Source organism: Paenibacillus sp. SEL3 (genome assembly GCF_054602585.1).
Map to the genome: position 1 here is coordinate 3,637,501 of NZ_CM137725.1, position 13,890 is coordinate 3,651,390.

Consider the following 13,890-nt stretch of genomic DNA (forward strand, 5'->3'; position numbering starts at 1 on the left):
AAAATGACCCCGTAACTTCGGGAGAAGGGGTGCCTCGGTAGGGTGAATAGCCCGAGGGGGCCGCAGTGAAAAGGCCCAAGCGACTGTTTAGCAAAAACACAGGTCTGTGCGAAGCCGCAAGGCGAAGTATACGGGCTGACGCCTGCCCGGTGCTGGAAGGTTAAGGGGAGTGGTAAGCCCTTCGGGGCGAAGCTATGAACCGAAGCCCCAGTAAACGGCGGCCGTAACTATAACGGTCCTAAGGTAGCGAAATTCCTTGTCAGGTAAATTCTGACCCGCACGAATGGCGTAACGACTTGGGCGCTGTCTCAACGAGAGATCCGGTGAAATTTTAATACCTGTGAAGATGCAGGTTACCCGCGACAAGACGGAAAGACCCCATGGAGCTTTACTGCAGCTTGATATTGAATTTGGGTACGATCTGTACAGGATAGGTGGGAGCCGTTGAGCCTTGAGCGCCAGCTTGAGGGGAGGCATCCTTGGGATACCACCCTGATCGTATCTAGGTTCTAACTTGGTACCGTGAACCGGTGCGAGGACAGTGTCAGGTGGGCAGTTTGACTGGGGCGGTCGCCTCCTAAAGAGTAACGGAGGCGCCCCAAGGTTCCCTCAGAATGGTTGGAAATCATTCGAAGAGTGCAAAGGCAGAAGGGAGCTTGACTGCGAGACCTACAAGTCGAGCAGGGACGAAAGTCGGGCTTAGTGATCCGGTGGTACCGCATGGAAGGGCCATCGCTCAACGGATAAAAGCTACCCTGGGGATAACAGGCTTATCTCCCCCAAGAGTCCACATCGACGGGGAGGTTTGGCACCTCGATGTCGGCTCATCGCATCCTGGGGCTGAAGTAGGTCCCAAGGGTTGGGCTGTTCGCCCATTAAAGCGGTACGCGAGCTGGGTTCAGAACGTCGTGAGACAGTTCGGTCCCTATCTGTCGTGGGCGTAGGAAATTTGAGAGGAGCTGTCCTTAGTACGAGAGGACCGGGATGGACGTACCGCTGGTGTACCAGTTGTTCCGCCAGGAGCACCGCTGGGTAGCTATGTACGGAAGGGATAAGCGCTGAAAGCATCTAAGCGTGAAGCCCCCCTCAAGATGAGATTTCCCAATTAGTAAGACCCCTTGAAGACGACGAGGTAGATAGGTTGGGGGTGGAAGTGCAGTAATGCATGGAGCTGACCAATACTAATCGGTCGAGGGCTTATCCTAAGATAAAACGCAAATAAGTTTCGGATCCAGTTTTCAAGGTGTAACCTTGAAGGTATGTAGAAATACATACGAAATACGCATTGAAATTCATTCACACAGCTGTGATGAATCGAGTTTCAATACGGTAGAATTTGCATAGCAAATTCATGTTTGGTGGCGATAGCGGAGGGGTTCCACACGTACCCATCCCGAACACGACCGTTAAGCCCTCCAGCGCCGATGGTACTTGGATCGCAGGGTCCTGGGAGAGTAGGACGTCGCCAAGCACGATAAAAAGAGCACAGCCCGTTAAGGCTGTGCTCTTTTTCCTATAACCGATTTATTTATCATTCACCTGAAAGATCATCATCATGGATTCGGTCAAAAGTTTTACGGTATCTTGGTTGTCCTTTATATAGTGGTGCCTAGTCAGCATTTTTAACTGAGGACAGTATTAACTGGGGGAGTTAATCTATTTCAACCTGTTCTGTCTGAAGGACACTCAAGGCTTGAAGTTTACGGGTAATTTCTTTTTGCCACTTGGTATCTCCGACTTGTACGGCAAGATTGAGAAGGTCCAAATAATCATCAATATGCAGGGAGGTTTTACTGAAAGTTTCTTTCACTGCGGTCCTTCCTCCTTTAAAGTCTATGTGTATTTATCATTTAATAATGATAATCATTATCAAAAAAACGATCTTATTCATATTATGCCTGTGTTCTAGATAAATTGCAAGTTATGATATGAATGAATTTTGAAGCACGCAAATGAGGGCTTGAAAAAACAAACCCTTCTCCTTAAGTTCACGCATTGTTCACGTCTTTTCTATGGAACATAATGAAAAGAACAAGCGGGCATTGAGTGTCCACCAATAAGGAGGGCAAATTGCGCAATGCTTCAACAAGAGGAGGAAAAAGACCATGAGCAGAACAAAAATGAAAGCGTTTGCTATTATGATGGCGAGCGCCTTGGCATTGACGCTGGCAGCTTGTAATAACGGACAAAGCGCAAGTCAGGGAAATTCAGGAGAACCGAGCAAAGGCACCGCAACGAAAGATGTTACGATTACCTTTCAGAACATCAATCCTGATCCGAGCACCCCTTCGTACAAAATGATTAAGCAAATTGTAGGTCAATACGAGCAGGATCATCCTCATGTCAAAATTGAATTGGATTCGCTAAATACAGATCAACAAAAGCTTAAGCTGAAAACACAGGCAGCGGCGAAGGAAGTGCCTGATATCACGATTGTAAACCCTGCTGCACAGATGAAGCCATTCGTAGATGCCGGGCTGCTAGCTCCATTAAACGATGTGGCTGATAAAGAGGGGTTAAAAGATACGTTCCAGAATGGACTTCTTAATTACTATAGCTTCGATGATAAGCTCTACGCTTTTCCGGACGGCAACAATATAGAAGTGGTGTTTTACAATAAGGAACTGTTCAAGCAGGCGGGAATCCAGAAGTTGCCGACCACCTTTGACGAGCTGATTACGACGGTCAAAACGCTGAAGGCGAAGGGAATTACTCCGATTGCCATTGGGGAAAAGGATTCATGGACGGGGTCCCTCCTTTTTATGAACATTTTGTTGCGTACGAATGAAGGACCGAATTTTCTCAATGATGTATTGGACGGTAAGAAGACGTTTAACGACCCGGCTTTTGTGGAAGCGGTGGATGCATTTCAGGAATTGGTGCAGGCAGGAGCTTTCCCGGATGGAGCTACGTCTATTGACTACAATGCAGGTGGTAATATTTTTAAAACAGGAAAAGCCGCGATGTATATCATGGGTACATGGGAAACGGGGTCAATTGATGCTTCTTCGGTAGCGGGTAAGGTAGGAGCGTTTCAATTCCCTACGGTGAATGGCAAGGGTGATGTGAATGAGTATGTAATTGCGCCGGGCAGCGCATTTGCGGTATCTGCGAACAGTGAACATTTACAGGAGACGAAGGATTTTCTGCATTATTTTGTTAAGGAGATGCCCAAAATTCAGTTTGATCTGAAAAATGCGATTGGCAGCGGTCAGAAAATGAAAGGTGATCTGAAGGAAGCGGGCTACTCCGAGTTAGCGATTAGTCTTAATGAGCTGTTCAAGAATGTAAAAGGGGGCGATCTCGCTTTTGATAATACGATGAATCCGGCTATTGCGCAGGCGCATCTGAGTAGCATTCAAAACCTGTTCGTACAAAAAGAAGACTCCGCACAAGTTGCCAAGGAACATCAAAACACTTTTGAAGCGAATAAATAAGTGAGGATTTTACAAAAATCCAGTAAGCGACTTCCGATGAACAGTATATAGATCGAAATGGCCTAGTTCATCTAGATATTGCACTTTGGAATGACTGGAATGGAATTTTGCAAAATCCCGAAGTAGCAGGCACTAGGGAGGGGGCGGAATGCTTCTTCCCTGATCGGAAATCATGTAGGTTGTACATCCTCAGAAGATGTTCAGAATCAACATAAAGGAGATTAGAGCATGAATGTACTGAAGGTGCCAGCACGTACCATTGCCGTTTTCGTGCTACCCTGCCTGTTGTTGTATACCTGTATGGTATTTGTTCCAATTTTGGTGTCGGTATATTGCGGATTGCTGGATTGGAACGGAATCGCCAAGGCAAAGTTTGTGGGGCTGGCTAATTTTGAGCGGATTTTCACATCAGATTCAGTGTTCTGGCCATCCGTGAAACGGACTATGATGTTCGCTGTGTTTTCCATGCTGGAAATTCCGTTTTGTCTGCTGCTGGCGATCTTGCTTAATCGCTATGTGCGTAAGGCCAATACGCTGGTAACGATGTATTTTCTGCCGGTTATTCTGTCGGTGGTCATTATCGGGCAGCTGTGGAAGACGATCTATAATCCAGCCTCGATGGGTGGAATGCTGAACGGTATTTTGCTGGCGATTGGGCTGGAAAGCTGGACACGCTCATGGCTGACGGAACCGCAGATCGCGATGTACGCCCTCTATTTTGTATCGTTATGGCAGTATTTTGGCTATCATTTGCTTATCCAGTTTACCGGGGTACAAAATATACCGAATGAGCTGTACGAAGCAGCCAAAATTGATGGAGCTGAAGGATTCAAAGCAGACCGCTATATTACGCTGCCGCTCATTGTACCTATTTTCAAGATATCAATTGTATTAGCATTTATCGGCTCCCTGCAATCGTTTGATTTGATTTGGGTGATGACGGGTGGAGGACCAGCCCATGCGACGGATACAGTATCTACGTATATGTACAATATGTCCTTTTTATCGATGAAATACGGATATGGCAGTGCATTGGCTTCAATTCTCGTAGTGATTTGCTTGTCATTTACAATTGTGATAAATTTTGTTTTCAAACGAATCGAAAATAAGGTAAGCTAAAGGAGATGGAACTGTTGAATGTCTTGAAGAAAACGGGAGTCTTTTCCTTATTGGCAATCTTGATTGTCACGCAGCTGTATCCACTCTTTTGGCTTCTGACCTATTCGTTGAAGACAAATGAAGAGATATTGAGCTCAAGCTTCTTTGCACTCCCTCAAGTGCCTCAGTGGCAGAACTATCAGGAAGCCTATGAATCAGGGAGCTACTTGCGTTATTTAGGAAACAGTGTGCTGGTAACCGGGGTTACGATGATTTTCGTCATTTTATTAAGCTCGATGACTGCTTATGCGATTACACGTTTTCGTTGGCGCTTCGGGGCTGTTGTGCTGACCATGTTTCTAATCGGGATGATGATCCCGATGCAAGCTACACTGCTGCCGCTGATGGTGATGTTTAAAAATGTCCATATTCTGAATACGTATTTCTCACTGATTTTACCCTACATTGCTTTTCAGACACCGATTGCGGTCTTCATCCTATCCGGCTTTATGCGGTCCATTCCCCACGAAATTGAAGAGTCCGCTTACATTGACGGAGCGAGCATTTATCGTATTTTCCGCAGTGTAATCTTACCCATCTCGATTCCGCCTACCATGACGGTATGTATTTTAACTTTCATTAATATCTGGAATGAATACATTATGGCTGCCACCTTTATCTCGTCCGAGAAGCTCAAAACTCTCCCTTTCGGCGTATATACGTTCGTCAGCCAGTATTCTGTGAACTACGGTAATATTGGTGCTTTTCTAGTCATGGGTGCCTTACCGGTCATTATTATTTATTTTGTTCTGTCCGAAAATATCACCAAGGGCATGGTTGCGGGAGCGGTTAAAGGATAGGCGGCCGATGCGAAAGGAGCGCAGGGAGGTATGATGCGCCGTTTTCAATCCATTCAATACCGCTTGTTTGTTCTGTTCCTATTAAGCATGTCGGGCATTGTGCTGGCGGTCAGTCTATTATTTTACAATCGTACTACGGTGCAGTTCCATGATAAGGTCAGCGAGCTGGCGCGTAAAAATGTATCCCAGACGGCAGGACTGTTCGAATTGTTGCTCGGCAGCTATAATAGTCTCTCCAAATCAATCAGCAACAATATGGATTTGGTTCGTCTGTTGACGACGGATAATAGTGATTTACCTGCTGTCAATTACATCAACGAACGTACGATTACGAATATTCTGGGGGCTATCTATTATTCGCGTGAAGATCTGATTGGCATCCATGTCATCACAGACACAGGCAAGGTATATAACTATGGCAATTATATGAATGTCATTGATACTCATTACGAACAGACGGAATGGTATAAGGAAATTCGAAAGTCGGCGGGAAAAATTGCATGGCTGGGCGTGTATCCTCACTCTGTCATTGATCAGGTGGAAACCAGACCCGTGTTTGCGTTTGGACGGCAGCTCTATGATTTGGATGAGCACAAGCCGATTGGTATTGTCCTGTTTGAGGCTGAGCCGGGTTCTGTTTTGTCGGCTCTCCACAATTTGCGGTTAGGTACCAATAGTCAGGTATATCTGCTGGGTCATGAAAATCGAATTGTGTCGGCCACTTCCCCTGATCCGCCACCGGATTTGCGAAATCTAGAGCAGCAGGTGCCAGAGGGGGAAGTTATTGTAAATCGAAGTAATGAGAATGTTGTAATCGCTTCCAAGTTGCCGTTTGCCGATTGGTCTGTGATTAGTGTGACACCTAGTGAGGATCTGAACGTGGAGCTGGTGCAAAATCAAAGGTACCTATTTATCGTGGTACCTATACTTATTATTGTGTCGGCGTTAATTGCGTCCATCGTCTCCAGAAGCATTTCCCTTCCGCTCAAGCGAGTCATTCGGGAGATGAAGCGAGTAGAGACAGGGAATTTCCGCCATACGGTAAACACCAAATCCTATGAAGAAATCAATCAGTTAGCTACTTCCTTTAACCATATGGTAAGACGAATTGCAGAGCTAATCGAGCTGGTGCGTATATCATCGGTCAGTGAAAAAAATGCGGAGCTACACGCGCTACAGACGCAGGTCAATCCACATTTTCTGTATAATACGCTGGATATGATCTATTGGATGCTGGACGAAGAGGGACAGGATCAGCTCGGAGAGGTGATCCTGTCCTTATCCCATATGTTCCGTTACAGTAGCCATTGGGAAGAGGGGGCTGATGTAAGCCTTCGTGAAGAAGTGGAGCAGGTTGGCCACTATCTCACCATTATTCAAGCTCGGCTGGAGGGCAGGGTATCTGTAGACATTAGCATTAATGAACGATGGATGGATATCCGCTTGCCAAAAATGACCTTACAGCCCTTGATTGAAAATGCGGTGAAGCACGGACTGGAGCCTCTTCATGCGAATACAGGTGGCAAGCTGCTCGTCAGAGCGGAGGAATATGAGGGTGTATTGAGCCTGCACATCATCGACAACGGTGCAGGGATGGAGTACGAACGATGGGAGGTGGTCCAGGTCTCTTTGGCAGAACCCGGCAAACAGGCGGGCAGCGGGCAGGCGGGAGGCATCGGCCTGCAAAACCTAAATTTACGGCTACGGCACATGTTCGGAGAAGAGTACGGCCTACGGATCTCTAGCGCACCTGGGGCCGGAACAACAGCCACTGTAAGTGTGCCTCTGCCACAGAAGGAGGAGAAACATGAATATTCTGATAGCTGACGATGAAAGTATGATACGGCAGGGGATTCGGCGTACCATTGGCCAAGCTCTACCCACCTGCGGCATTCATCTCGCTGCTTCCACCGAGGAAGCAGCAGGCATTCTGGCGGAGCATCCTGTAGATATTGTATTAACTGATATCCTGATGCCTGGCATGGATGGTCTGGAATTCATGCGTATTTCTAAGCGAAAGCATCCTCATCTGCAGTGGGTTGTCATTTCGGCCCATTCCGACTTCCATTATGCACAAAGAGCAGTAAAGCTGGGTGCCAAAGACTACCTGTTAAAGCCGATTGGTAAAAGAAAGCTGCTGGAATGCATTGAAATGTTGGCAGCCGAGGCGCTTGTAGCCTCGCAGCAGGCGAACGAGGGTAGGCTTCTCAAATCCAATATGGTTTATTTGCGTGAGGCCGTTTTCCAGCGCTATGCCCTTGGATTGGATACTGGTAAGCTGGATATACAGCCTTTTGTCGAAAATTATCCGGAATTCCATCTCTTCATGGTTCGCATGGAACCTGATCACAAGCAGACACATCTGGAGCATTTTATGATTGAAAATGTACTGTCCGAACTCGTTGAGGCAGGGGGCAGCGGCTTTGTCGTTAGTCTAGACCGCCATAGTCTGCTGGGCATTGCAAGGCTAAGGAGTGAGGCAGAGGCCGCACGGCTAGAGACGTTGCTCGAATCCCATTTGAAGCGTTATGTGAAGGTGCCCCTACAAATTACACGTTCGGGTGTTCATCACAATTTTGCTTCCATACCTGAAGAGGTGGCGCGGCTAAGACGTACGCCAGAGGAGATTGCAGCCGCAGCAACGGATACAGGAGAATGTCTCCGCAAAGGCATGCATACGGTAGATGTGGCGTTGCAATACATTCGGGCTCACTTTACAGAGGAGCTGTCACTTGAAAAAGTGGCCTCAATTGTATTTTTAAATCCGGTGTATTTTAGCCAGTTATTTAAGCAAAAGACGGGACAAGGCTATAAGGATTACGTCATTTCCTTGCGTATGGAGGAGGCGAAGCGGTTGCTCAGTGATCCTCATTTGCGGCTGGCTGATATTTCAGAGCGGATCGGCTATCAGGATATGCGGCATTTTACACAGGTATTCCGGCGCAAATGTGGAATGACTCCAACCGAGTATCGACATCAGGGAGTCAAGTAAGGCGATATCAACGACCGAATGAAGGAAGTTTATCCAGCATCAGACTGTTTCAGGAGTAGAGCGGTAGAGCATCTACTCGGGAACAGTCTTTTTTGTGTTTTCAGCTTGTAGCAGTTCAACCAATTTGCGAGCTGCATTGGATAAATAACGATCCTTGCGCCATACGACGGCAGGCCGTGTGAAGGGGAACGGCTCCTTAATGGAGAGTGTGCGAAATCTGTCCCCGTATTCTTGTCCCAAGCCAGCGTCTGGAATGATGGTAATTCCCATGCCTGTGGAAACGAGCGAGAGAATGGTCGATATTTCAGGACAGTCCAATACGACGCGCGGAACAAGATGGTGTTCCTGAAATTTGCGTATGACGGTTTCGTATAGTCCGTGTCCCTCTGTTCGGCGTCCCAGCAAGAGGTCATAGTTGGCAGCTTCTTGTAACGTAATTTCCCCACTGGGATGACGATCTGCCCATTCAGACGGAAGTACGGCAACAAAGGAAACGCCCTCCAACTCAATTGAATGGTACGATTTGTCATCTACCGGAAGCAGCAACAGGGCCAGATCCACTTTATTTTGGTGCAGCAGCTCTTCCAGATGATGTGTGTCTCCGTGTCCTATTTTAATGTATACCTCTGGATAATCCTGATGAAAGCGGCTGAGTTGTTCAGTAATCAGAGACATACAGGCGGATGACGTGCCTATAGCAAGTGTGCCGGTTACTTTGTTTTCAAACTCCCCAATTTCTCTACAGGTGTCCTCCATTTCAGCCAATAATCGTTTGGCGCGTGTATACAGTGTATACCCGGCCTCGGTAACTTCCCACTTCTTTCCTTCACGGTAAATCAGCTTTACGCCAAGCTCGTCCTCCATATTTTTGAGTTGTTGACTCAGTGGAGGCTGGGCCATGTTGAGCGTTCTGGCAGCCTTGGTGATTTGCCCATCCTCCACGATGACACAAAAGTAATGCAGATGCTTCATATCCATTGGGATTCCTCCTTATTTCTAAACAACGCTTCAATTAGGATACTTTTAAAGTATGTATTACATATATTATATATATTTTTCGTGTGCAGGGAACAGGCGTATAATTTTTGACAGTAATGCATGGGTGAACATAAAACGATGGAGTGGAAGGAGGGGACATATGAAAAAAATGATTGTAGGAATATCGGGAGCGACAGGGTCGATCTTTGGTATCCGTATATTGCAACAATTACGAGAGGCTGGAGTTCAAAGCCATCTGGTACTATCCCCGTGGGCTATCGCGAACATTCCCTATGAGACAGGCTATACGGTGAAGGAAGTGGAGGCAATGGCGGATGCAGTCTACTCGTATAAGGATCAGGCTGCGCGTATTTCCAGCGGCTCCTTTCGGGTAGACGGTATGGTCGTCGCTCCTTGCAGCATGAAGACTCTTGCCTCTATTCGTATCGGTATGGCGGACAACCTGCTCACCCGATCAGCGGATGTGATGCTGAAGGAGCGAAAGAAGCTACTGCTCATGACCAGGGAAACACCATTAAGCAGTATCCATCTGGAAAATATGCTGGAGCTGTCACGTATGGGCGTGATGATCCTGCCGCCGATGCCTGCCTTTTATAATCATCCTGCAAGTATCGAGGAATTGGTAGATCATATTGTTTTTCGCGTATTAGATCAGTTCGGTATCGTCACAACCGCAGCCAAACGATGGGATGGAATGAAGCAAACTGACTCCAGACTGCACCAGAATTGAGAAATCGAAAGACGAAGGAGAATGAATGATGGCTTATAAAGACTTTCGCGATTTTCTAAACACCTTGGAAAAGGAGGGACAACTACTCACGATCAGCGACGAGGTAAAGCCGGAGCCAGACCTGGCGGCAGCTAACAAAGCATTAAGCAATCTTGGAGATAAGACACCTGCTCTCTTTTTCAATAATATCTATGGATATACGGATGCTCGTATTGCAATGAATGTGATGGGCTCCTGGCCCAATCATGCCCTTATGATGGGAATGCCAAAAAATACGCCGCTGAAGGAGCAGTTTTTTGAATTCGCCAGACGCTATGAACAATTTCCGGTGCCCGTGAAGCGGGAAGAAACCGCTCCTTTTCATGAAGTCGAGATTACAGAGGATATTAATTTGTTTGATATTTTGCCGTTGTTTCGTTTGAACCAGGGGGACGGAGGATTTTATCTGGACAAAGCGATTTTAGTTTCACGCGATCTGGATGACCCGGACACCTACGGTAAGCAAAATGTCGGCTTGTACCGGATGCAGGTGAAAGGCAAGAACCGTTTGGGCATCCAGCCTGTACCACAGCATGATATTGCGATCCATATCCGTCAGGCTGAGGAACGCGGCGAAAATCTGAAGGTGGCTATTGCCCTCGGATGTGAGCCTGTGATTACAACGGCTGCTTCTACACCGCTGCTGTACGATCAATCCGAATATGAGATGGCTGGGGCCATTCAGGGTGAGCCTTATCGTGTGGTCAAAGCGAAGGACGCAGATCTGGATCTGCCTTGGGGAGCCGAGGTCATTTTGGAGGGCGAAGTGTTGGCAGGTGAACGTGAGTATGAAGGTCCATTCGGTGAATTCACAGGTCACTATTCCGGCGGTCGCGCGATGCCAGTCATCCAGATTAATCGTGTATATCACCGCAAACAGCCTATCTTTGAGCATCTGTACATCGGGATGCCTTGGACGGAAACGGATTATATGATCGGTGTGAATACAAGTGTACCGTTGTTTCAGCAGCTTAAGGATGCTTTTCCTAATGAAATCGTAGCCGTTAATGCTATGTATACGCATGGGCTGGTTGCTATTATTTCCACGAAAACCCGGTATGGCGGCTTTGCGAAGGCTGTGGGAATGCGTGCGTTAACGACTCCGCATGGATTGGGGTATTGCAAGCTGGTGATTGTGGTGGACGAGGGGGTCGATCCGTTCAATCTGCCGCAAGTCATGTGGGCTTTATCCACCAAGCTTCATCCAAAGCATGATGCTGTCATTGTTCCTGGCTTGTCTATTTTACCGCTTGACCCCGGCTCTGATCCGGCAGGTATGACGCACAAAATGATACTGGATGCGACGACACCTGTAGCACCGGATATTAGAGGCCATTACTCGCAGCCGCTCGATTCCCCGCTGGGTGTAGCGGAATGGGAGAAAAAGTTGAGCCAAATGCTTCGCTAAATATTTTTAAAAAACAAAGAAAGATTAAAGGAGTGCTGACAGATGCATATTTGTCCCCGTTGTGAGTCCAATCGTTCAGAAGTTGTTTCCCATTCGCCGGTTAAAGATGCCTGGGAGGTTTTGTTGTGCCCTGTATGCCTGTTCACATGGCGAACCTCAGAACCGGATAGCATTACGGATCCAGCAAAGTATAAATCGGCGTTCAAGGTAAACCCCAAAGATATTCCGAATGCTGCTCATGTTCCTCCTATTCCAGAGCGGTTATAGGGTCGTTCGTAAGTAGCCGTAAATTATGGTACTTTGAAGTTATAGGCCAAAAGTAAAGGGGATTATACTTCATGCAGACACCAAGGATCGGTAAGGAACTGTTCACGCTACTGGACGGCAAGGCATTGGAGAACAAGCAGCATGAAGCCATGATGCTGCTGACGGTCACGGAAGATCAGTGGCCGCACATAGCGATGATTAGTGTGGGCGAAGTTGTAGCGCTGGACGAGGGGAATTTGCGTCTGGCCCTATGGCCGGGTACAACCACGACGGGCAACATGATCCGCACTGGGAAGGCGACGCTTGCGGTGTTTACCGGGGGGAAGGCGCATTATGTGCGGTTGTCACTGGAACATCTGCCTGCTTTGCCCGGAGCCAAGCATGTACGTGAGCGATTTGCGGCTCATGTTTTTGCAGCCAGAGAGGATTCGGCCCAATATGCGGATATTTTGACAGGTGTCACGGTTCGTCTCAAGGAACCGGAATCGGTGATTCATCGCTGGAAGGAAACGGTGGCTGAGCTGTTAATGTAAAGCCATCTGATTATGATAAATAATCTATGTATTTACCAAGTTTACCGTTAAAATAAATGCGAGGGAATAAGCGCTTACAAGAAATCACGCTGAACTTGTTGGAACAAGAATTAGAGCGCGAGGGGAAGCTTGTTTCTTTTGAAGGAAAAATAGGAGGGATGAATATGTCTCGTTTTGACAAGGTAGATCAGCTATTGCAACAATTTATAGTAAATGGGCCGGCAGGTTGCGGTTGTGCCATTGCCCAGAATGGTGAAGTGTTGTATGAAGGGTATCATGGATATGCTGATCTGGAAGCCGGAAAGCCAATCACTGAGGATACAGTGTATCGCTTGTTTTCCATGACAAAGGTTGTTGTCTGTGCGGCTGCACTTATGCTGTACGAACGTGGGCAATTTTTGTTGAATGAACCCTTGTATGAATATTTTCCCGAATATCGTAATGCGCATGTATTCAAAACCGCTCCTAACGGATACACCTACGTGGATAAGGCAGAGAATCCCATTTTAATTAAGCATATATTCAATATGAGTATGGGTCTTCCTTACGCTTCCGATTCTTCAGAAACAGGAAAAGCTATGCAGAAGGCCATTGCAGGATTAAAGGAAAAGCAGGGGAAATATGACCTACGCACAGAAATTGAAGCGCTTTCTGAAGTTCCACTTGCGTTTGAGCCCGGAACACGCTGGTTATACGGATATGGACATGATTTTGTTGCAGGTCTTATTGAAGTGATTTCAGGTAAATCAGTAGGACAATTTTTAAAGGATGAAATCTTTGATCCACTTGGAATGAACAATACAGGTTACCGTTATCGTGGAGATATTGAATCGCGGATGGCCTCCATGTATCAACGGAAAGACGCCGGAAAACTTGAAAAAATGGAGGGTTTCCTGGATGAATATCATCAGCCAGATGCTATATATGAAGGCGGAGGCGCAGGTTTATATTCGACAGTCAAAGATTACCTCACATTTGCACAAATGATGTCAAATGGCGGCACGGTAAACGGTGTGAACTTATTGGGGAGAAAAACCATTGATTTAATGCGCACCAATCATCTGAATACAGCTCAACTATCGGATTTCACCAATTCATACCATACAGGTTATGGCTATGGACTTGGTGTGCGCACGTTAATGGATAAAGCGGTTGGGCATGCAAACAGCTCGATTGGAGAATTTGGCTGGACGGGAATGGCAGGCACCTGGGTTTCTATAGATCCGAGCGAACAATTCTCCGTCGTATATATGCATCAGCTCGATCCCAATATGGAAGAGTACCATCATTTGAGAGTTCGCGCGGCAGCTTATAGCTGTTTATAAATGCGGGATTGTGGATCTGTTGTGAAAACTCTTCACTATGGCCCTGAAGATACACAAATTGTAATGTCTAAATCTTTATCAGAAATGATCTAGTTAATAAGGACCAAATTTCCCTTGAAGCCTAAACTATTCTTTTCCATATGACGACATAAAACGTAGGTATAAGGATTTTGCGAAATCCTTAATTTAAGTTTTGAAATGG

At 46.7% G+C, this 13,890-nt stretch carries 12 protein-coding genes and 2 rRNA genes (1 of these 14 only partly in view); 12 read left to right on the top strand and 2 right to left on the bottom strand.

Annotation, left to right across the window (positions count from 1 at the left end; genetic code table 11):
- Nucleotides 1–1,205 (top strand): 23S ribosomal RNA (locus ACYCS5_RS16805) (it extends 1,723 nt beyond the left edge of the window).
- A gap of 149 nt (nucleotides 1,206–1,354) precedes the next feature.
- Nucleotides 1,355–1,471, top strand: a 5S ribosomal RNA gene (gene rrf / locus ACYCS5_RS16810).
- A 180-nt stretch (nucleotides 1,472–1,651) separates the two neighbouring features.
- Here rrf and ACYCS5_RS16815 read toward each other — a convergent pair.
- Nucleotides 1,652–1,810 (bottom strand): hypothetical protein, encoded by a 159-nt coding sequence (locus tag ACYCS5_RS16815; protein WP_165147892.1) that lies wholly within the window; start codon nucleotides 1,808–1,810, stop codon nucleotides 1,652–1,654.
- A 295-nt stretch (nucleotides 1,811–2,105) separates the two neighbouring features.
- Here ACYCS5_RS16815 and ACYCS5_RS16820 point away from each other — a divergent pair, with 295 nt between their 5' ends.
- The 5 genes from ACYCS5_RS16820 to ACYCS5_RS16840 all read left to right on the top strand — a co-directional run bounded on the left by ACYCS5_RS16820 (nucleotide 2,106) and on the right by ACYCS5_RS16840 (nucleotide 8,387).
- Nucleotides 2,106–3,437, top strand: coding sequence for an extracellular solute-binding protein (locus ACYCS5_RS16820; RefSeq protein WP_459759806.1), 1,332 nt, complete (start codon nucleotides 2,106–2,108; stop codon nucleotides 3,435–3,437).
- A 228-nt stretch (nucleotides 3,438–3,665) separates the two neighbouring features.
- On the top strand, nucleotides 3,666–4,556 hold the full coding sequence (locus ACYCS5_RS16825) for a carbohydrate ABC transporter permease (RefSeq protein ID WP_029514651.1): 891 nt from the start codon (nucleotides 3,666–3,668) through the stop codon (nucleotides 4,554–4,556).
- A gap of 5 nt (nucleotides 4,557–4,561) precedes the next feature.
- On the top strand, nucleotides 4,562–5,395 hold the full coding sequence (locus tag ACYCS5_RS16830) for a carbohydrate ABC transporter permease (protein WP_459759807.1): 834 nt from the start codon (nucleotides 4,562–4,564) through the stop codon (nucleotides 5,393–5,395).
- A 30-nt stretch (nucleotides 5,396–5,425) separates the two neighbouring features.
- Nucleotides 5,426–7,222, top strand: a complete 1,797-nt coding sequence (locus ACYCS5_RS16835; protein ID WP_459759808.1) for a cache domain-containing sensor histidine kinase — start codon at nucleotides 5,426–5,428, stop codon at nucleotides 7,220–7,222.
- Nucleotides 7,203–8,387 (top strand): response regulator, encoded by a 1,185-nt coding sequence (locus ACYCS5_RS16840; RefSeq protein WP_029514654.1) that lies wholly within the window; start codon nucleotides 7,203–7,205, stop codon nucleotides 8,385–8,387. The genes ACYCS5_RS16835 and ACYCS5_RS16840 overlap by 20 nt, the downstream gene beginning before the upstream one ends.
- Before the next feature lie 72 nt (nucleotides 8,388–8,459).
- Here ACYCS5_RS16840 and ACYCS5_RS16845 read toward each other — a convergent pair whose 3' ends face one another.
- Nucleotides 8,460–9,365 (bottom strand): LysR family transcriptional regulator, encoded by a 906-nt coding sequence (locus ACYCS5_RS16845; protein ID WP_029514655.1) that lies wholly within the window; start codon nucleotides 9,363–9,365, stop codon nucleotides 8,460–8,462.
- Nucleotides 9,366–9,525: 160 nt separating this feature from the next.
- Between ACYCS5_RS16845 and ACYCS5_RS16850 the strand changes: the two genes are divergently transcribed.
- The 5 genes from ACYCS5_RS16850 (at nucleotide 9,526) to ACYCS5_RS16870 (ending at nucleotide 13,688) form a co-directional block, all read left to right on the top strand.
- Entirely contained in the window at nucleotides 9,526–10,116 is a 591-nt protein-coding gene (locus tag ACYCS5_RS16850) for a flavin prenyltransferase UbiX (protein WP_029514656.1), read from the top strand.
- Between the two features lie 28 nt (nucleotides 10,117–10,144).
- Nucleotides 10,145–11,563: a non-oxidative hydroxyarylic acid decarboxylases subunit C gene (locus ACYCS5_RS16855; RefSeq protein ID WP_029514657.1), complete on the top strand. Its 1,419-nt coding sequence runs from the start codon at nucleotides 10,145–10,147 to the stop codon at nucleotides 11,561–11,563.
- A gap of 42 nt (nucleotides 11,564–11,605) precedes the next feature.
- Nucleotides 11,606–11,830 (top strand): non-oxidative hydroxyarylic acid decarboxylases subunit D, encoded by a 225-nt coding sequence (locus tag ACYCS5_RS16860; RefSeq protein ID WP_029514658.1) that lies wholly within the window; start codon nucleotides 11,606–11,608, stop codon nucleotides 11,828–11,830.
- 71 nt (nucleotides 11,831–11,901) lie between these two features.
- A complete protein-coding gene (locus ACYCS5_RS16865) occupies nucleotides 11,902–12,363 on the top strand; it encodes a hypothetical protein (protein WP_029514659.1) in 462 nt (153 codons plus the stop codon).
- Nucleotides 12,364–12,527: 164 nt separating this feature from the next.
- A complete protein-coding gene (locus ACYCS5_RS16870; protein ID WP_029514660.1) occupies nucleotides 12,528–13,688 on the top strand; it encodes a serine hydrolase domain-containing protein in 1,161 nt (386 codons plus the stop codon).
- Nucleotides 13,689–13,890 lie beyond the last annotated feature (202 nt).